The 18,331-nt window shown below is 72.4% G+C and carries 23 protein-coding genes; 10 read left to right on the forward strand and 13 right to left on the reverse strand.

Going from position 1 to position 18,331, the window contains the following annotated elements:
• Positions 1-23 precede the first annotated feature (23 nt).
• The gene (locus ACZ6S6_RS28270) at positions 24-890 is read left to right on the forward strand and encodes an EamA family transporter (RefSeq protein ID WP_469707366.1); all 867 of its coding nucleotides are present in this window, start codon (positions 24-26) and stop codon (positions 888-890) included.
• Between the two features lie 22 nt (positions 891-912).
• On the opposite strand, the gene ACZ6S6_RS28275 is transcribed toward ACZ6S6_RS28270, so the two are convergent.
• Positions 913-1,650 (reverse strand): acyltransferase, encoded by a 738-nt coding sequence (locus tag ACZ6S6_RS28275; protein WP_469707368.1) that lies wholly within the window; start codon positions 1,648-1,650, stop codon positions 913-915.
• 169 nt (positions 1,651-1,819) lie between these two features.
• Here ACZ6S6_RS28275 and ACZ6S6_RS28280 point away from each other — a divergent pair, with 169 nt between their 5' ends.
• Positions 1,820-2,350, forward strand: coding sequence for a gamma carbonic anhydrase family protein (locus ACZ6S6_RS28280; RefSeq protein ID WP_469707370.1), 531 nt, complete (start codon positions 1,820-1,822; stop codon positions 2,348-2,350).
• A gap of 53 nt (positions 2,351-2,403) precedes the next feature.
• Here the strand turns inward: ACZ6S6_RS28280 and ACZ6S6_RS28285 are convergent, their stop codons facing one another.
• Together ACZ6S6_RS28285 and ACZ6S6_RS28290 are read right to left on the reverse strand one after the other, a co-directional pair.
• Positions 2,404-3,063: a DedA family protein gene (locus ACZ6S6_RS28285; protein ID WP_362964607.1), complete on the reverse strand. Its 660-nt coding sequence runs from the start codon at positions 3,061-3,063 to the stop codon at positions 2,404-2,406.
• A gap of 151 nt (positions 3,064-3,214) precedes the next feature.
• Complete coding sequence (locus tag ACZ6S6_RS28290; RefSeq protein ID WP_469707574.1) at positions 3,215-3,652, reverse strand: DUF4442 domain-containing protein; 438 nt, start codon at positions 3,650-3,652, stop codon at positions 3,215-3,217.
• A gap of 154 nt (positions 3,653-3,806) precedes the next feature.
• Here ACZ6S6_RS28290 and ACZ6S6_RS28295 point away from each other — a divergent pair, with 154 nt between their 5' ends.
• Entirely contained in the window at positions 3,807-4,904 is a 1,098-nt protein-coding gene (locus ACZ6S6_RS28295) for a DUF8017 domain-containing protein (protein ID WP_469707372.1), read from the forward strand.
• Between the two features lie 54 nt (positions 4,905-4,958).
• Complete coding sequence (locus ACZ6S6_RS28300; protein ID WP_469707374.1) at positions 4,959-6,263, forward strand: MFS transporter; 1,305 nt, start codon at positions 4,959-4,961, stop codon at positions 6,261-6,263.
• On the opposite strand, the gene ACZ6S6_RS28305 is transcribed toward ACZ6S6_RS28300, so the two are convergent.
• The 4 genes from ACZ6S6_RS28305 to ACZ6S6_RS28320 all read right to left on the reverse strand — a co-directional run bounded on the left by ACZ6S6_RS28305 (position 6,225) and on the right by ACZ6S6_RS28320 (position 8,901).
• Positions 6,225-7,070 (reverse strand): spermidine synthase, encoded by an 846-nt coding sequence (locus tag ACZ6S6_RS28305; RefSeq protein WP_469707376.1) that lies wholly within the window; start codon positions 7,068-7,070, stop codon positions 6,225-6,227. The two genes, ACZ6S6_RS28300 and ACZ6S6_RS28305, sit on opposite strands and share 39 nt — an antisense overlap.
• A gap of 112 nt (positions 7,071-7,182) precedes the next feature.
• The gene (tuf, locus tag ACZ6S6_RS28310; protein ID WP_362964601.1) at positions 7,183-8,352 is read right to left on the reverse strand and encodes an elongation factor Tu; all 1,170 of its coding nucleotides are present in this window, start codon (positions 8,350-8,352) and stop codon (positions 7,183-7,185) included.
• A gap of 92 nt (positions 8,353-8,444) precedes the next feature.
• Positions 8,445-8,621 (reverse strand): hypothetical protein, encoded by a 177-nt coding sequence (locus ACZ6S6_RS28315; RefSeq protein ID WP_469707378.1) that lies wholly within the window; start codon positions 8,619-8,621, stop codon positions 8,445-8,447.
• An 88-nt stretch (positions 8,622-8,709) separates the two neighbouring features.
• Complete coding sequence (locus ACZ6S6_RS28320; RefSeq protein WP_469707380.1) at positions 8,710-8,901, reverse strand: hypothetical protein; 192 nt, start codon at positions 8,899-8,901, stop codon at positions 8,710-8,712.
• A gap of 48 nt (positions 8,902-8,949) precedes the next feature.
• On the opposite strand from ACZ6S6_RS28320, the gene ACZ6S6_RS28325 reads away from it, so the two are divergent.
• The 5 genes from ACZ6S6_RS28325 (at position 8,950) to ACZ6S6_RS28345 (ending at position 12,354) form a co-directional block, all read left to right on the forward strand.
• Entirely contained in the window at positions 8,950-9,663 is a 714-nt protein-coding gene (locus ACZ6S6_RS28325; RefSeq protein ID WP_469707381.1) for a TVP38/TMEM64 family protein, read from the forward strand.
• Between the two features lie 183 nt (positions 9,664-9,846).
• The gene (locus ACZ6S6_RS28330; protein WP_362964594.1) at positions 9,847-10,719 is read left to right on the forward strand and encodes an undecaprenyl-diphosphate phosphatase; all 873 of its coding nucleotides are present in this window, start codon (positions 9,847-9,849) and stop codon (positions 10,717-10,719) included.
• 164 nt (positions 10,720-10,883) lie between these two features.
• Positions 10,884-11,063 (forward strand): hypothetical protein, encoded by a 180-nt coding sequence (locus ACZ6S6_RS28335; protein ID WP_469707383.1) that lies wholly within the window; start codon positions 10,884-10,886, stop codon positions 11,061-11,063.
• Positions 11,064-11,109: 46 nt separating this feature from the next.
• On the forward strand, positions 11,110-11,658 hold the full coding sequence (locus ACZ6S6_RS28340; RefSeq protein WP_469707385.1) for a GNAT family N-acetyltransferase: 549 nt from the start codon (positions 11,110-11,112) through the stop codon (positions 11,656-11,658).
• Between the two features lie 213 nt (positions 11,659-11,871).
• Entirely contained in the window at positions 11,872-12,354 is a 483-nt protein-coding gene (locus ACZ6S6_RS28345) for an excalibur calcium-binding domain-containing protein (RefSeq protein ID WP_469707387.1), read from the forward strand.
• Positions 12,355-12,438: 84 nt separating this feature from the next.
• Here ACZ6S6_RS28345 and ACZ6S6_RS28350 read toward each other — a convergent pair whose 3' ends face one another.
• From ACZ6S6_RS28350 to ACZ6S6_RS28375, 6 genes are all read right to left on the reverse strand, one after another.
• Positions 12,439-13,296, reverse strand: a complete 858-nt coding sequence (locus ACZ6S6_RS28350) for an alpha/beta fold hydrolase (protein WP_469707389.1) — start codon at positions 13,294-13,296, stop codon at positions 12,439-12,441.
• Positions 13,293-14,276: an alpha/beta hydrolase gene (locus ACZ6S6_RS28355; protein ID WP_469707390.1), complete on the reverse strand. Its 984-nt coding sequence runs from the start codon at positions 14,274-14,276 to the stop codon at positions 13,293-13,295. Before ACZ6S6_RS28355 ends, ACZ6S6_RS28350 begins: the two co-directional genes overlap by 4 nt.
• Positions 14,277-14,358: 82 nt before the next feature.
• Complete coding sequence (locus tag ACZ6S6_RS28360) at positions 14,359-14,988, reverse strand: TetR/AcrR family transcriptional regulator (protein ID WP_469707392.1); 630 nt, start codon at positions 14,986-14,988, stop codon at positions 14,359-14,361.
• Positions 14,989-15,297: 309 nt separating this feature from the next.
• The gene (locus ACZ6S6_RS28365) at positions 15,298-15,456 is read right to left on the reverse strand and encodes a hypothetical protein (protein ID WP_362960929.1); all 159 of its coding nucleotides are present in this window, start codon (positions 15,454-15,456) and stop codon (positions 15,298-15,300) included.
• Between the two features lie 205 nt (positions 15,457-15,661).
• On the reverse strand, positions 15,662-16,489 hold the full coding sequence (locus ACZ6S6_RS28370; protein ID WP_469707576.1) for a hypothetical protein: 828 nt from the start codon (positions 16,487-16,489) through the stop codon (positions 15,662-15,664).
• A gap of 266 nt (positions 16,490-16,755) precedes the next feature.
• Positions 16,756-17,133, reverse strand: a complete 378-nt coding sequence (locus ACZ6S6_RS28375; RefSeq protein WP_362960932.1) for a hypothetical protein — start codon at positions 17,131-17,133, stop codon at positions 16,756-16,758.
• 237 nt (positions 17,134-17,370) lie between these two features.
• On the opposite strand from ACZ6S6_RS28375, the gene ACZ6S6_RS28380 reads away from it, so the two are divergent.
• Positions 17,371-18,234, forward strand: coding sequence for a universal stress protein (locus tag ACZ6S6_RS28380; RefSeq protein ID WP_469707394.1), 864 nt, complete (start codon positions 17,371-17,373; stop codon positions 18,232-18,234).
• The last annotated feature ends 97 nt before the right edge of the window (positions 18,235-18,331 follow it).

Raw genomic sequence — 18,331 nt, forward strand, 5'->3', positions numbered from 1 at the left:
GCACTGTACTGCGAGGCCCCCGCATGACCGCACTGTTCGCCCTCGCCACCAGTCTGCTGTGGGGGCTGGCCGACTTCGGCGGCGGGCTGCTGACCCGGCGCATGCCCGCGCTCACCGTCGTGGTCGTCTCGCAGACCTGCGCGGCGGCCGTGCTCGCGGTGATCGTGACCGTCACGGGCGCCTGGAGCGAGGTGGGCGGGCAGCTCTGGTTCGCCGTCGCGGCCGGTGTGGTGGGGCCGGTCGCGATGCTGAGCTTCTACAAGGCCCTGGCGCTCGGCCCGATGGGTGTGGTCTCCCCGCTCGGTTCGCTGGGGGTCGCCGTACCGGTGAGCGTCGGGCTGATCGCCGGCGAGCGTCCGGGGCTGCTGCAGTTCGCCGGGGTCGCCGTCGCGGTGGTGGGCATCGTGCTGGCGGGCGGCCCGCAGCTGCGGGGCGCCCCCGTGCAGCGCCGGGCGGTGCTGCTGACCCTGGTGGCGGCGTTCGGCTTCGGGGCCGTGATGTCCCTGATCGCGCAGGCGTCCACCACGGTCACCGGCCTCTTCCTGGCCCTCTTCGTGCAGCGCGTCACCAGCATCGCGGTGGGCGGCACGGCACTGTACGTCTCGGTGCGCCGCGGGGCCCGTGCGCTTCCGCGGGAGGGCGGGGCCGCCGTGGTGCGGGCCGCGCTGCCCGCCCTGGCGTTCGTGGGTCTCGCGGACGTCGCGGCCAACGGGACGTACTCGATCGCCGCCCAGCACGGACCGGTCACCGTCGCCGCCGTACTGGCCTCGCTCTACCCGGTGGTCACGGCCCTGGCCGCGCGCGGCTTCCTGGGGGAACGGCTGCGCGGCGTGCAGGCGGCGGGCGCCGGGCTCGCGCTGGTGGGCACGGTGCTGCTCGCGACCGGGTGACGGGAGCCGGCGGCTCCGGCGGTCAGCTCTCGTCGAGTTCCGCGACGGCCAGCAGCTGTTCGGGGGTCACACCCTCCGGGATCGGCACCGGGGCCGGTGTGCGCAGGGGCGGCTGCCAGCCCTTCTCGGGGTCCCAGCTGCGTACGACGCGGGCCGGGGCGCCGGCCACCACCGCGTGGTCGGGCACCTCTCCGCGTACCACCGCGCCCGCGGCCACCACCACGTTGCGGCCGAGCCTGGCGCCCGGCAGGATCACCGCTCCGGTGCCGATCCAGCAGCCGGGGCCGATGGACACCGGCTCCATCCGCGGCCACTGCTTGCCGACCGGCTGCCGCGGGTCGTCGTAGCTGTGGTTGGTCGAGGTGATGTAGACGTACGGTCCGCAGTACGTGTCCGAGCCGATCGTCACCGTGGTGTCGGCGACGACATGGCTGCCGCGGCCGAGCACCACCCCGTCGCCCAGGGTCAGGATCGGTTCGGCGCCCAGGTCCAGATCGGGCATGAGGCCCGCCGTGAGGGTGACCTGTTCGCCGATGATGCAGTGGTTGCCGAGCTCGATCCACCGCTCCCCGAACACCGTGCCCTGCGGGAAGGCGAGCCGGGTGCCCTCGCCGATCCGGCCGAACCGCAGCCCGCCGGGGTGCGCCGGCGTGACCGCACCCGTCTCCCGCACCCAGCGCCAGCAGCGGTGGACCGCCCCCGACAGGGCGCGCCGCCGCCAGGCGGTCAGGGAGGAGACCGTGTCTCTGTTCTTCGGCACTCGCACACGGTAGTCGGCACGCCCGGAGACGGTATCCGCGCCGGCCTGTGATCTTCACCCCACCGGGCCCCGGACCCGCGTGCCCGTCGCATACCGTTTCCCCGGCGGGACCGGACGGCCGCGACCGGACGGCCGTGGCCCGCAGCACCGGAGCACGGAGGAACGCGCGATGGCAGAGCAGGCGTTGATCACCGCGATAGGCGGCAAGGAACCGGAAATCGATGCGTCCGCGTTCACCGCACCGACGTCGGTCGTGATCGGTGAGGTCACCATGGCGGCCGGGTCCAGCCTCTGGTACCACGCCGTACTGCGCGCGGACTGCGGTCCCATCGTCATCGGCGCCGGTTCCAACATCCAGGACAACTGCAGCGTCCATGTCGATCCCGGTTTCGCCGTCACGGTCGGCGAGCGCGTCTCGGTCGGGCACAACGCGGTGCTCCACGGCTGCACCGTCGAGAACGACGTCCTGATCGGCATGGGGGCCACCGTCCTGAACGGTGCGCACATCGGCGCCGGTTCGCTGGTCGCCGCCCAGGCCCTGGTACCGCAGGGGATGCGGGTGCCGCCGGGCTCGCTGGTCGCGGGCGTGCCCGCCAAGGTCAAGCGGCAGCTGACCGAGGAGGAGCTCGACGGCGTGAAGTTCAACGCGGTCGGCTATGTGGAGCTGGCCAAGGCGCACCGCGAGGCGTTCGAGGACTGAGCGCGCAGGCCGGACTCGGAGGATCCCGGCCGCCCGGCCGGGATCCGTAGGGGTCAGTCGGCCGCCGGTACGGTCCCCGGCTCGGGCGTGGAGTCCGCCGTGGACCGCGCGGCCGCCTTCTTGGTCCGGTTCCTGAGGACCAGCATCGAGGTGAGCCCGATCAGGACCGCGATCGCCAGTCCCAGGTACGAGAACCGCTTGAGCCAGTCCTCGGCCACGACACCCACCGAGTAGATGACGGCCGTGGTGCCACCCGCCCAGGCGATCCCGCCGAGCACGTTGGCGGTCAGGAACTTCCAGTACGGCATGTGCAGGACGCCCGCGAGCGGTCCGGCGAAGATGCGCAGAAGTGCGACGAAGCGGCCGAAGAAGACCGCCCACATGCCCCATTTCTGGAACGAGCCCTCCGCCATGGCGATCTGGCCCTCACCGAAGTGCCGGGGGAACTTTCCGCCGAGCCAGGCAAGCAGCGGCCGTCCGCCCTTGCGGCCGATGGCGTAACCGATCGAGTCGCCGATCACCGCCCCGGCCGTGGCGCAGGCGCCCAGGATCCACGGGTTGATGCCGTCGTGTCCCGCGGCCAGCAGCGCCGCGCTGATCAGGACGATCTCGCCCGGCAGCGGGATGCCGAGGCTCTCCAGACCGATGACGACGCCCACCAGCAGGTAGACGCTGATCGCGGGGACGTTCTCCAGCCATTCCTGGATGTGCAACGCCGGTTCCTCCGTAGTGATGTCCTCGCCCGCCGGACAACTCCTCGGCGCACAGCGGGAAGCCTACCCGGCGTGCCACCGGCCCGGACAGCGCGAAGGGCCGCCCCGCACCCCTGCCGGGCGGGCGGCGGCCCCGCGGTGCGGGCCGGGCTCAGCCGTTCGGGCGCAGCGTCCAGACCACCGTCATCTCGCCGGTCACGGCGCCGTCCGCGCGCTGGATCCGGATGGCCACGGGGAACTCGGGGCGCTTGCCCTCGTCGAGTTCGGCGACGACGTCGGCCACCGGCCGGCCGAGGGTGGCGGTCGCGGTGACATCGCCCATGGCCAGCTTCGTGTAGCCGATCTCGGCCTTCACGGCGAGTGGGACGGCGCGCGTCAGCTGGTCCCCGAACGCGGCGATGACGATGGCGCCGCTCGCCGATTCCGCCAGCGTGAACATCGCGCCGGCGTGCGGTCCGCCGACATGGTTGTGGAAGTCCGCCTGGTCCGGCAGACGGACCACCGCGCGTTCGGCGGTGGACTCCAGGAATTCGAGGTTGAGGGTCCGGACCATCGGAACCGTCGCGGCGACCATCTCGCCCGCGGTCATCTGTTCAGCGCTCATGAGCCTGATGTTACTCACGGGTAGGCGTGTTTGGCCATGCCTCCCGGATCACCCGGCCCGCGCCTGATCCCGTCCTTCACCGTCCGCTCACGGGGGCGGCCGTGGCCTGCCGGGCGGGGCACCTCTATCGTTACTCGCCATGTGGCCAGGACAGCAGCCGCCCGGGGGCGAGCAAAACCCGCAGGACCCGAACCAGAACCCGTACCAGCAGCCGGGGTACCAGCAGCCGAATCCCTACCAGCAGCCGGGATACCAACAGCCGGGCACACCCGAGCAGCAGCCCGGTTACGGCTACCCGCAGCAGGGTCAGCCGGGGCAGCCGCAGGGCCAGCCGGGCTACCCGCAGCCCAACCCGTACCAGCAGCCGACCGTTCCGCAGTACGCGGTGACCGGTCCGCCCGGCGGGCCTCCGCCCGGCAACGGCAACAAGAAGCGGACGACCGTCGTCGCGATCGTCGCGGCGGTCGCGGTCGTCGCCGCGGCCGTGGTCACGGGTGTCGTCGTGATGAACAAGGACGACGACAAGGACGGCAAGAACGTCGCCGACGACAAGAAGTCGTCCGCGCCCGCCAAGCCCTCCGGTTCGGCGTCGTCGCCGGAGGAGGAGAACCCGCGCGGTACCGGCGGGGACGCCAAGCCGCTCATCGCGGGCTGGAAGGTGGTGACCAATCCGAAGTGGGGCACGCAGTTCGACGTGCCCGGCGACTGGGAGGTCTCACGCCCCGGCATCTCCTCGTTCTTCGAGGACGACAAGAAGGGTGACGGCTCGCCGCTCATCGGCTTCTCCGCGCCCGCCGACCTCAAGGGAAAGTGGTGCGTCGACGACGCCAACCACGACGGCATCAAGGAGAACACCAGTCTGGCCGGTACCGGCACCCGAGGCGCCGAAGGTGCCACGGACGCCGACGAGAACGCCAGGAACGAGGCGGGCACCTGGGCATGGGCGGCCTACGCGCAGCACATGCCGAAGAGCACCATCAAGATGAGCAAGGCGAAGCAGTACACGACCAAGTCGGGTCTGACCGGCAGCGTGGTCACCGCCACGGCAGCCAATGTCACCAAGAAGAAGAAGTGCGACAGCGACGGCAAGACCATCGCCTTCACCTTCAAGAACAGCAGCGGCGCCTTCTCCTCCTGGGTCCTGTACGGCGCCGCCGGTGTCCCCGACGAGCTGCCTGACGCGACGATCCAGAAGATTCTGAGCACGGTGCGCCTGGTGAAGATCACCGAGTCCTGACGCTCCGCCGCAAAGCGTTTGGCACCACGGGGTCACTCCAGCGATAGTCCCTTGGTGACCGCCGCAGACCTCGCACCCCCATCGGCCCGCCCCTCCCGGGCGGGCCGCAATTACCGGCTGCTGACCGCCGCCGCGATCATCACGGGCCTGGGCACCAACGGCGCACTGATCGCGGCGGCGTTCGCGGTTCTGGATTCGGGCGGCGACGCGGGCGACGTCGGGCTGGTCGCCGCCGCCAGGACCGCGCCGCTGGTGCTCTTCCTGCTGATCGGCGGGGCGGTCGCGGACCGGCTGCCGCGCCACCGGGTGATGGTCGCGGCGAACACCCTCAACTGCCTCTCGCAGGCCGCCTTCGCCTGGCTGGTCCTGGCCGGTGAGCCCCGGCTGTGGCAGATGATGGTGCTCACCGCGCTCTGCGGTACCGGGCAGGCATTCTTCAACCCGGCGGCCGAGGGCATGCTGATGTCCACCGTCAGCGGCGAACAGGCGAGCCGCGCCTTCGCCCTCTTCCGGATGTCCATGCAGGGCGCCGCCATCGGCGGAGCGGCGCTCGGCGGCGCCATGATCGCGGCGATGGACCCCGGCTGGGTGCTGGCGATCGACGCGGCCGCCTTCGCGGTGGCCGGTGCGCTGCGCTCCTTCCTCGACGTCAGCCACATCCCCTCGCGCGCCCCCGGCGGCGGTCTGCTCGCCGACCTCCGGGACGGCTGGCAGGAGTTCGTCGGCCGCACCTGGCTCTGGGCCGTCGTGGCGCAGTTCTCCGTGGTGGTCGCCGCGGTCGGGGCCGCCGAGGCGGTCTACGGGCCGCTGGTCGCGCGGGACCAGCTCGGCGGGGCCCGCCCCTGGGGCCTCGCGCTGGCCGCGTTCGGCGTCGGCACGCTGGGCGGGGCGGTGCTGATGATGCGGTGGAAGCCGCGGCGGCTGCTGCTGGCCGGAACGCTCTGCGTCTTCCCGCTGGCACTGCCATCGGCGGGGCTCGCCGTGCCGCTGCCGGTGGCCGGGCTCTGCGCGGTGATGTTCGTCAGCGGGGCCGCCATCGAGGTGTTCGGCGTGTCCTGGATGACGGCCCTGCATCAGGAGATCCCGGAGGAGAAGCTGTCGCGGGTCTCGGCGTACGACTGGTTCGGCTCGGTGGCCATGGTGCCGCTCGCCACCGCGCTCGCCGGTCCGGTGGAGTCGCTGGTCGGGCGCAGCCAGGCACTGTGGGGCTGCGCCGCGCTGGTCGTGCTGGTCACCGGGGCGGTGCTGTTCGTGCCGGACGTCCGTAATCTGACGCGCCGGACCGCCCCCGCCGAGGTGGTGGCCCGGGGTACGCCCGCGTCAGCCGATGCCGAAGGAGCCGTCGGGCGGCTCGGGTGAGTCGACCGCCTCGTCGTCACCGACCGGCCTGGCGCCCTTGACGAGCCCGGCCACGGCTGCGCCGTACTCGACGCGGGCCGCGAACGCGTCGGCGGCGCAGCGGCGGATCAGCGTGGCCGTGTCGACGGGGGCGTGGGACGCGACGAGGACGACGTTGCCGAAGCGCCGGCCGCGCAGTACCGCCGGTTCGGCGATGACCGCGAGCTCCGCGAAGACGGACCCGAAGGTGGCCAGTTGCGGGCGCAGGAAGTCGAAGGGCGCCCCGTCCGCGAGGTTGGCGGCGTAGATCCCGCCGGCCCGCAGCGCCCGTGCCGCGGCCTGCGCGTAGGGGACGGAGGTCAGATGGGCGGGCACCCGTGAGCCGCCGAAGACATCCGCGATCAGGACGTCCACGGAACCGGGTGCGGTCGCCTCCAAATGCTCGCGGGCGTCCGCGCCGTGCACGGTGATCCCGCTGCCGTCCGGAAGCGGAAGGTGCTCGGCGACGAGGTCGAGCAGCCCCCGGTCGGCCTCGGCGACGTCCTGCCGGGATCCGGGGCGGGTCGCCGCGACATAGCGGGGCAGGGTGAGGGCCCCGCCGCCGAGGTGCAGCACGTCGAGCGGGGCGCCCGGTCCGGCGGCGCAGTCCACGACGTGGCCGAGCCGTCTCGCGTACTCGAACTCAAGGTGTTCCGGCGCGTCCAGGTCGACGTACGACTGGGGTGCCCCGTCGACGGTCAGCAGCCAGGCCCGCTCCCGGTCCACGTCGGGGAGCAGTCTGGCGGTGCCCCGGTCCACGGCGCGGACGACCGGTATCGACTCGTTCACTCCCCCATTGTGCGGTGCCCGGCCGGCTGCTCGTGACCGCGGGGCACAGCGCCGGGTCCGCCTCCCGTGGGGTTCGGGAGGCGGACCCGGCCGTGCTGTTACGGCTCCGGGCTCAGAGCAGCCCGGTGACCGTGCCCGCGCCGATCGTGCGGCCGCCCTCGCGGATGGCGAAGCCGAGGCCGGTCTCCAGCGGTACGTCCCGGCCCAGTTCGACGGTCATGGTGACCGTCTCACCGGGGCGCGCCACCGCCGCCGCGCCGAGGTCGACGTCACCGACGACGTCCGCGGTGCGGATGTAGAACTGCGGCCGGTAGCCGGTGGCGACCGGGGTGGTCCGGCCGCCCTCCCGCCCCGACAGGACGTACACCTGCGCGGTGAAGCGCCGGCTCGGTGTCACGCTGCCCGGCGCGGCCACGACATGGCCGCGGCGGACCCGGTCGCGCTCGACCCCGCGCAGGAGCAGCGCGACGTTGTCGCCGGCCTCGGCGGAGTCCATCGGCTTGCCGAAGGTCTCCAGACCGGTGACGACCGTCTCGATTTCCGCTCCGAGCACCGCCACCCGGTCACCGACGCGGACGGTGCCGCGCTCCACCGCGCCGGTGACGACCGTGCCCCGGCCGGTGATGGTCAGGACGTTCTCCACCGGCAGCAGGAACGGCGCGTCGGTGTAGCGCACCGGCATCGGTACGTAGGTGTCGACGGCGTCGAGCAACGCCTCCACCGCCCCCGTCCAGCGCGGGTCGCCCTCCAGGGCCCGCAGGCCCGACACCCGCACGACGGGCACGGTGTCGCCCCCGTACCCGTGCGCGGACAGCAGCTCGCGCACCTCCAGCTCGACCAGGTCGGTCAGCTCGGGGTCACCCGCGTCCGCCTTGTTCAGGGCGACGACGATGTGGTCGACGCCCACCTGACGGGCGAGCAGCACGTGCTCCGCGGTCTGCGGCATGATCCCTTCGAGCGCGGAAACGACGAGGATCGCCCCGTCGAGCTGGGCGGCGCCGGTCACCATGTTCTTGATGTAGTCGGCGTGTCCGGGCATGTCGACGTGCGCGTAGTGCCGGGTGCCGGTCTCGTACTCGACGTGCGCGATGTTGATGGTGATGCCGCGCTGCGCCTCCTCCGGCGCCCGGTCGATGCGGTCGAACGGGACGAACGTGCCGGTGCCGCGGTCGCTGAGGACCTTGGTGATGGCGGCGGTCAGGGTGGTCTTGCCGTGGTCGACGTGGCCCATGGTGCCGATGTTGAGGTGCGGCTTGGTGCGCACGTATGCCGTCTTGGGCATGGCTCGTTCCTTGGATTTCGAAGCTGAGAGAGAAGACCCCAGGGCCCCGCCGACCCTCCCCTTACGGGGTCCGCCGGACTGTCGGGGGAGGGTCAGCTTCGGGCGCCGCCGATGGGCGCCACGGCAGCGGTGAGAGCCGCTGCGACTGCTGCGACTGCTGCTGCGAGTGCTGTGGTGACGGCTGCTGCCGTGGTGACCGCGACGTTCGCGGCAGCCTTCGGCGTGTCCGCGACTGCGGACTGCGCTGCGAGGAAGGCGTACCGGAACATACCCCGATCATGTCCCACCACCACGGGCCCGTCGAACGATTTACGGCGGGCGGCACGGGAGTTGGCGGCGGCGCTCGTCGCCCGCGCCTCAGAGGTGCTTGGTGGCCTCTCGTACGGACAGCGGCGACAGCCGCCCCCGGGCGCCGTCGACGAAGTCGCGCGGGGTGAGACGCTCCAGCACGGTGTCGGCAAGCGCGCTGCCGGGGCGCCCGGTGACGGTTTCGGACGTATCGCGGGCGGTTTCGGGCGTATCCCGGGCGGTTTCGGCTCCGTCGCTCATAACGGTCACATTACGACGATCACACCTTGTGTCGGATACTCTCCCCGCATGCTCGACCCCGTCTCCGCCACCCGGCCCGCCACCGGTCTCGCCGCGCGCTGCACGAGGGTGCTGTTCTCGCCCTGGTCCCGGCTCTCACTGCTCGTGGCGGTGCTGCTGGCCGCCGCGACGACGATGCTGCTCCTCGAACCCCAGCGGCTGCTCGACTCCGGCTGGCCGGCCCACCTGAGCGGCGGGGCCGCCGCGGTCGTGCTCTTCGGCCTCGCGTACGGCGTGTCCACGGTGGCCTTCGTGCCGCGGCCGCTGCTCAATCTCGCCGCCGGGGCGCTGTTCGGCACGCAGGCCGGTCTGGGGGCGGCGCTGGCGGGCACGGTGCTCGGCGCGGGCATCTCGTTCGGGCTCGGCAGGGTCCTGGGGCAGGACGCGCTCCGTACGCTGCTGCGCGGGCGCTGGATGCGGGCGGCGGACGGGCAGCTGAGCAGGCACGGTTTCCGCTCGATGCTGGCGCTGCGGCTCTTCCCCGGAGTGCCCTTCGCCGCCGCCAACTACTGCGCCGCCGTGTCGCGCATGGGGTATCCCCCGTTCCTGGTGGCGACCGGGCTCGGCTCGATCCCGAACACGGCCGCGTACGTCGTGGCGGGCAGCGAGGCCTCATCGCCGACGTCGCCCGCGTTCCTGGCCGCGATGGGGTTCATCGTGCTGACCGGTGTCGGCGCGGCCGTCGTCGCCTGGCGCAGGCGACACCGGCTGGGTACCGAGTGACGCGACGGTACGGCCGGGGGTTGTCGTAATCCTGTTCACCCGGGGGCGATACGCTTCCCGCGACCGACAAACGGTCTCCGGGCCCCATGCGGCCCTGCCCTCACACGACCGCAATCCGCACGCTGCCGACGGCGCCCATGCCTGTCGGACGATGCATGATCACTTCAGGATGGCCCAAGCCCCATGAGCTGGTTCGAATCCTTCGTCCTCGGCCTCGTTCAGGGACTGACCGAGTTCCTGCCGATCTCCTCCAGCGCGCATCTGCGGCTCACCGCGGCGTTCGCCGGCTGGCACGATCCGGGAGCGGCGTTCACCGCCATCACCCAGATCGGCACGGAAGCCGCAGTTCTCATCTACTTCCGGAAGGATATCGTCCGGATCGTCGGGGCGTGGTTCAAGTCGCTGACGGACCGTTCGATGCGGAGCGACCACGACGCGCAGATGGGCTGGCTGGTCATCGTCGGCTCCATCCCGATCGGTGTACTGGGCCTGACGTTCAAGGACCAGATCGAGGGCCCGTTCCGCGACCTGCGGCTGATCGCCACCACGCTGATCGTGATGGGCATCGTGCTGGGCATCGCCGACCGCATGGCCGCCCGTGACGAGTCGGGTGGCAAGCACCGGGCGATCAGGGAGCGCAAGTCCCTGAAGGAACTGGGTATCAAGGACGGCCTGATCTTCGGCTTCTGCCAGGCGATGGCCCTGATCCCGGGCGTCTCCCGCTCCGGCGCCACGATCAGCGGCGGCCTGCTGATGGGCTACACCCGCGAGGCGGCGGCCCGTTACTCGTTCCTGCTCGCGGTCCCGGCGGTGCTGGCCTCCGGCGTCTTCGAGCTGAAGGACGCGGGCGAGGGACATGTGGCCTGGGGCCCGACGATCTTCGCGACGTTCATCGCGTTCGGTGTGGGCTACGTGGTCATCGCCTGGTTCATGAAGTTCATCACGACCAAGAGCTTCATGCCGTTCGTCATCTACCGCATCCTGCTCGGCCTCGTCCTGTTCGCGCTGGTGGCGGCCGGGGTACTGAGCCCGCACGCGGGTGAGTCGGCGGGCTGAGCGGGGCCCCGAGAGGCGGTTCGCCACTCCTGCCCCGAGCGGGGAGTCGCGCCGCCGGGCCGGCCCGGTACATCGACGGCCGTGCGACAGGCCCAAGGCTGGGGCACCTGCCCGGTCCTGACGCCGTCGGGGCCATTGCCGGCTCTGCGCCGTATCCTGTCCGCATGCCCACTCCCCCTGCGCCCGGCGCCCACGTGCGTTCGCTTGCCGCGGTGAACGCGGACATCCGCGCGCTCTGGCAGCAGAGCCGCGGGCGGTTGTCGCCCGAGGGGCGCCGGGAGTACGAGCGGCTCCTCGCCGAGTGGGCGGCCGTCGTCCGCGGTGACGCGGTCGAGGCGGCATGACCGGCTCCGGATCAGGCCCCGGCGGGCCTGTGGCAGGTTCCCCGGCATGACCGAGCTCCGGCCCGTCGCCTGGCCGCCTGCCGCGATACGGACCGAACGGCTCACGCTCCGCGAGCCCTTGGCTGGGGACCGAGCGGCGTTCATCGAGCTGTTCGCGTCGCCGGAGGTGCACATCTACCTCGGTGGCCCTCGGCCCCGTGATGAACTGGAGCGCGTATTGCCCGGGGTGCCCGGGCGGCGTCCTGGCCTTTTCGTGATCGATCTCGATGGCGCGATGATCGGCATCGTCACGCTCGATCGACGCGACGCGGGGCGTCCGGGGCACATCCGTCCGGATGCCGGGGAGGCCGAGCTCGGCTACATGTTCCTGCCGGAGGCGTGGGGACGCGGGTACGCCGCCGAGGCGTGCGCGGCGGCGCTCGACTGGTTCGCCGACGCGCTTCCCGGCGAGGCGGTGGTGCTCTGCGCCCAGACCGCGAACCACCGTTCGGTGAGCCTCGCGGCGAAGCTGGGGTTCACCGAGGTGGAGCGGTTCGAGGAGTACGGGGCCGAGCAGTGGTTCGGTGTGCGGCCCCCGGTCACGCCGTCCGGTTGAGCTCGTCGTCTTTCAGCCGCATCAGCGAGGAGCCCGGCACCTTCACCTTCTGGTCACAACTCCGTCACTTCCGGAGCATGTGGGTCCATGCTCATGACCGGTGTGGCTACGGTCGGCTCTCCACGAACTCCGGGGGGACCCATGCCGCACAATCCGCCACCGCAGCAGCCGCCTTGGGGCCAGCCGCCCCAGCCCACCGGGCCCAATCCCTACGTGTCGCCGGCGCCTGCCCGGAACCGGCCGGGCTGGACGAGGAAGCGGATCATCATCCCTGCGGCGGTCGTCCTGTTCTTCGTCGGTGTCGGCATCGGTACCTCCGATGACGGCACCAGGACGGAGAAGGCCGCCGACGCGAAAGCCGCGCCCGCGGCGACCGTCACGGCCACGGTGACGGCGACGGAATCGGCCGAGCCCGTGCCCGCCGTCACCGAGACCGTCACGGCCCAACCGAAGCCGGTGCCGACCGTCACGGAGACGAAGACCGTCAAGGTCACCGTCGCGCCCGACTCCGGCGGGTCCGGCACCTCCGGCGGGTCCAGCACCTCGGGCGGCTCGGGGTCGGGCGGGGGTTCCGATTCGGCGTACTACGCGAACTGCACCGCTGTTCGCGCGGCCGGCGCCGCCCCCATCCACGCCGGGGAACCCGGCTACGGGCGGCATCTCGACCGCGACGGCGACAGTGTCGCCTGCGAATAGGCGTTCCGTGGCTGTGCGGCGGGCGGTTGACGACAGCCTCCGCCGGCCCCGGCGCGTACGTTGCCGACAGCCCCCGCGCGTACGTCATCGGTGGCGCGCGGGCACAAACTCCCGGATCGCCAGGGCCAGCCGCTCCGGCTGGTCCAGCGGGACGAGCGTGCGGCTGTCCGCGATCTCGGCCAGCCGCCCCTGCGGGAGGAGTGCCGCGAGGCGTCGGCCGTGTTCGGGCGGCATCACACGGTCCCCGGCTGCCCAGACGACGAGCGCGGGCCGGTCGAAGGACCGCAGGGCGCCGGCCGCCTCGGCCAGCCTGCGGGCATCCGCGGCCGCCGCTCGCAGTGTCCGGACCGCATCGCGGCGGATGCCGGGGCGGGTCATGACGGGCCGCGTCCACCGCCGGGTGGCCGCGTCGCCCCGGTCGGTCAGCCACCCGAACGCGATCGGGAGACGGCGGACCGCCCGCAGCCGCATCTGTTGCATGAACAGCCCGAAGAGCCGGGGTGGGAGCCTGCCGGCGAGCGCGAGGGTCCTACCCGTCACGCGTGCCGGGTAGTTGTCGAACGCCTCGCAGGAGACGAGCACGACCCGCCCCACCCGGTCGGCGCGGTCGCCGCCTCCTTCACCGACGAGCAGCTGGACGAGGGCCCCGCCGGTGTCGTTGCCGACGAGCGTGACGTCCCGCAGATCCAGGCGGTCGAGGAATTCAGCGACCAGCCTGGCCGTCCCCAGGAGCGACAGGTCGGCGTCCGCTCGCATCGCGTGAAGATGCGCGCCGAGGGGCAGCGTCGGCGCCAGGCACCGGTGGCCGGCGGACAGTGCGGCGACCGCCCCGTCCCACAAGGACGCGTCCATCATCAGCCCGTGCAGGAGGACCACCACGGGGCCGTCGCCGCCGGTGTCCTCGTAGGCGATCGTCCCGGCGGACAGTTCGATCTCCTTCATGACCGTCGGGCCGGCGACGCGTCCGCGGCGGCGGGCTCCCCGGCGGGCACCGGTTCGGGCAGGTACCGGTGCAGGAAGGACAACTCCGCCCGGACCGCCGGTTCGTGCTCGTCCAGGAACGGCGCGTAGTGCCCGCCGGGGAAGCGGACCAGTTCGGCGCGGGGCGCGCGCCCGGCCACCCGGACGGCGGGTTCGCTCAGCGCGGTCCGGTCCTGGTCGCACACGAGGACCAGCAGCGGAACGCGTATCCGTGGCGCGTCGCGGCCGGGCCGGTAGAGAGCGATGCCGGACACCGAGCGGGCGGCGATCACCTGCTGCCATTCCGGGTACCGGTTGCCCGGGTTGAGGACGCTGTCGCTGTCGACGCTGTCCGGCGTGGTGAGCATCGCGACGGTGCCCGGCCGGCCCGCGAGCGGCACCAGTACAGGGCGCCGGCCGAGGAGAGCGCCTGCCGCGTCCCGCAGGACGGTGCCGGTGAGCCGCAGCATGGCGAGCGGCTTCTGATAGCGCGTCGCGTTGCGGGAGCAGGCCGGCCCGTCGGCGTTGGGCGTCTGGGCGATGGCGGCCGCCAGTTGCGGGTTGCGGGCCGCAACGCGCAGCACGTGACCGCCTGACAGGGAGAAACCCCAGATCGCGATCCGGGCCGGATCGACACCCGGAAGGTTCTCGGCGCAGGCGATCGCCGACTGCCAGTCGGCGAGCTGATCCTTGATGCGCACGACCTGGCGCGGCAGGCCGCCGCTCTCGCCGAGGCACCGGTAGTCGAAGGCGAGGACCGTGAATCCGGCTTCGTGGAACCGTGCGGCGAACAGGTCGGTGCCCGGCTCCTTGGTCACCCCGCCGCCGCCGGCCATGATCACGCAGCCGCCGTTCGTTCCCGGGTAGTGCCAGGCGGCGCATTCGGTGCCGTCGGCGGCGAATCGGATCTTCTGGCGTTCTGCGGGCGTACGCATGACGACCTCCGGGTGGGCGGGATTCATCCCTCCCAAAAGTGAACCACGTGGTTCACATCATGTCCATCGCTCGCGTGGTCCCGCGCTGCGGTCCGCCGGGCGGGCACGGTCACTCCTCGGCGGCCTCCTCGCGCTCCAGCGCGCGCACCAGCGCCTCGAACCCGGCGGCGACCCCGGCGGCGTCCCCGCTGGTCCGGGCGTCCACCAGGAAGCCGCGGAGCGTCGCGAGAACCATCTCGGCGACCTCCAGCTTGCGGCGGGCGGACCAGTGCTCCGGGCAGACGGCGAGCAGGGTGGGCAGATACTGCTGGGACGCCTCGCGGCCGAGTGCGGCGTAGCGTTCGGAGTCGTACATCGCCAGGCCGATGGCCTGGTCGAGGACCCGCGCCTCCTCGCCCACCAGGATGGGCCAGATCGCGCGCACCCAGTCCCCCAGCGACCGGCGGACCTCTCCTTCGGTGGCGGCGGCCAGCGCCCTCGCGATGCGGCGGCCGCGCAGCTGGAGGACCGCCCGCACGAGAAGGTCGTCGGCTCCGTCGAAGTGGTACAGGAGCACCTTGTGCGTGGTGCCGGCGGCGCGTGCGGCGCGCCGCAGCGAGAAGTCCACGAGCCCGTTGGCCGCGAGGTCCTCGGTGACCCGGTCGAGCAGTTCCCGGCGGCGGGCCTCACCGCGCGGCGACCCCGCCGATCGCCGGTAGCCCGCTCGTTCCGGTGAGCCTTCGTCGGCAGAGATGTTCATGCCGACAGCTTCCACGATGCGCCGCGCCCGTACAGCCGGGGGCCACGCAGGACGGCTGGAGGTCGGGGGCGGGCGCCCCGGTACCGGACTGCCCCCGTGTCCGCCGGAGCGGGCACGGGGGCAGTCCGGACCTAGGGCCTCTCGTTTGGATCATGCTGGGCTCGCGGGGGCCGGCACCGCACCTCGCGGCGTTGTCGTCGGTCGCCAGGACTCCGCCCTGACTCCCTCCTCCGCCTTGCGATGCACGGCACCGGCCCCCGCTCCCTGATCCAGCCTGATCCAAACGAAAGACCCTAGGCCGGGGTGCCGTCACTCGGTCTCGACGAAAGGCGGAAGATCGGGTTCGACGAACAGCCCCTGATAGCGCGGTGTCGGTACGGCCTCGACACGGCCCGGGGCCTCGGCCGCCGAGCCCGCCGCGCTCTCGTCCGAGCGCCGCTGAACCTGGCGGGTCGGGGTATCAGCCATCGGGTCTCCTGTACATCGCAGTTGCTGTGAGAGCCCCGCGGCCGGCCGGTCCTTGGACAGCGGCGACGACGGGGTGTGGCATCGTCCCGGTCCCACACCCACCAGGGCACCGGTATCCGACGAGGCTTGCAGAGACTATCCGTTGCCGCCGCTGCGGCCGTCGGCACCGTCGCCGGTGCGCCCCGTGTTCGCCTTCACGGCCGCATCAGTAAGCGACGACCGCCCACACCAGCGCTGCCGCGACGGCCGCCGCGTAGCAGCCGGCAGCGGCCCGCACGACGGACACGCGGGTGTGTGGGCTCCACGATGTCATGGCCAGGAGGCGTGTCAGTACCGGGAGCACCAGGACGGCGTGGAGGCTGACGCCGTGCAGGGGCTTGAGCGATGCCGTGGAGGCGTATCCGGCCAACTGATGCCCGGTGCGGGTCAGATACACGCCGCGCGCGATCATGGCCGCACCCGACAGCAGCCCGATGACGAGAATCCCGCACCCCGCGCGCAGCGCGAGCGCCATGCCGGGCGGTCCGCCGGGCCGCCGGAGGAAGGCGGCGGCCGAGAACGTGGAGAGGATGACGACCAGCACTCCCCCGCCGACGGCCAGCGTCATGGACACCCCCGTGTCGAAGGGGGTCCCCATGTTGAAGTGGGACGGCACGCGGCGCCACGCCTGCACGGTGATTCCGGCGACCTCCAGCACGCAGTCAGCGGCGAACGTCCCCAGCAGCACGGTCCGGGCGCGGACACCGATCCGCAGGTACGAAGAGATCCATGCGATCACGATGAGCGTCAGCCCGAAGGAGAGGCCGAAGGTGACGGGCTTGCGCCAGGACACCGGGCCGTCCCAGGAACCGCCGTCGACGACGAGGACGACGAGATGCACCAGCCCCGACGCGATGAGCACGGCCCCCGTCGCGTAGCAGAGCCCTTCGGCCGGCCGCACGTTCCACCGGCGGCGGCGGAAGGGGGCGGGCGGGCCGGGGGCGTGGTTGCCCGCCCGTGCGGCCGGGACTGTCGCTGTCGTCGGGTTCTCCATGGTGCGCAGGATCCCCCGGCGCGCGTCCCGGCGTCGTCGTACACCGGGAGGCAGTGGCCGTACGCCCGGTGGAGCAGCGGAGCAGCGGCCGGTTCGGGAGCCGACGCGTATCAGTTCCGGTTCGACGCCCACGGCCGAGAACTCGTTGACGCCCCGGGGAAATCCGGTCGCGGCCTCGTTGATCTGCTCGAAGAGGTGCTCCGGGGCCAAGTCGATTACGAAGGAGCCGGTCTCTTTCCGACGAGCGCGCCGCCCGTCCTCGGGCTCTAGGCTTCCGTCTCCCCGGGGCCCTCGGTGCCGAACTGCTCGGCCCGCAGGGCGAGGTCCTGCAGCACGTCCGCCGACGACACGTCCGTCTGACCGGAGTCGTGTACCTGTGCAAGCATCGCGAACGCCAGGGTGAACGCTCCGACCAACTGCTCCACCGCTCCCCCGACCTCACGGCCGACCAGCCCCACCACGTCCTCGATCGTGGCGTCCTCGGGGATCGCGATCCGCGGCATCGTCTCGTTCAGGAGGGCGGTCACCACGGTCGAGTCGTTGCTCGGGTCACCTCGGTCCGGGCTCTCCTCCAAGAGCCTGCGCATCTCGCCCGCCTCTGTGAGGATGCCGACCACACGCTTCACGACTTCGCTCTGCTCCATCCCGCGAGCATAGGCGCAGGCGCCGCGGCAGACGAGAACAAGAGCGTCCATTTCATTCGGGATCTCCGTGTGCGGTTCCGTCGCACCGTGCCGCGCAGACCACCGGATACGGCCGTGTCGGCCGCCGCCCTGCCGTGCCGGGAGGCCCTCTTGCGGCACGCGCCGTAGCGTACGAAGTACGTCCCCGGCGCGCATGTGCCGGACCGGCACACGTACCGGCGGATTGCGGAGACAGCCATGACCAGCACCGAACTTCCCGTGATCGCCGGTGTCGACGGTTCGTCGCCGGGCCGTGAAGCACTGGACTGGGCGGCCCGCGAGGCGCTCGGCCGGGGGCTCGCTCTGGTGGTCGTGCACGTGCTCCAGCGCACCCGGCGGGCCGGCCAGGAGGCGCAGCGGCGCGAGGCGGAGGAACTGCTCACGGAGTCCGTCCGGCGGGTGAACGAGATCGCTCCCGGCCTGCACCCCACGACACTCGCGCCGCTCGACTACCCGGCGGCGGCACTGACCGCGCTCAGCCGCGCCGCGTCGATGGTGGTGGTCGGCTCGCGCGGGCTCGGCGGCTTCCGCACGCTGATGCTGGGTTCCAACAGCCTGGCGACCGCGTCCATGGCCCGGTGCCCCGTGGTCGTCGTCCACGGCGGGCAGCCGGCGGAGGACCCGGAGGAGACGGCGGAGGGCTTCCGGGACGTCGTCGCGGGCGTGGCCGCCGACGAGAGCAGCGAGTCGGTGCTGGAGTTCGCCTTCGAGGCGGCCGCTTGGCGCCCCGGTGCGCGGCTGCGGATCGTGCACGGCTGGACGATGTTCTCCTCGATGCTGTCCGGCGGGCCGGTGTTCGACCGGGACGCGGCGGCCGACTCGGCCGAGCGCACCCTCGCCGAGCTGACGGCGGGCCGGCGGGAGGAGTACCCGCGGGTCGAGGTCGTGAAGGAGCCCGTCAACGGCTCCGCGTCGCACACGCTCGTCGCGGCGTCGGCGACCGCGGCCCTGACGGTGATCGGACGGCGCAGGGGCGGCGAGTCCCTCGGTCTCGGCCTCTCCCCGGTGGCGCAGACGACGCTCACGCACGCACGGGGCCCGGTGGCCGTGGTCCCCTGCTGACGCCGCCGTTCGGCGCCCGGCCGCCCGCGCCGCCGCCCCGCGCGGACCGCCGCGGGCCTGTCGCGTGTGCACGGCACTTGGCCCCTGGCGCCCGTGG

Source organism: Streptomyces sp. NPDC048671 (assembly GCF_055587045.1).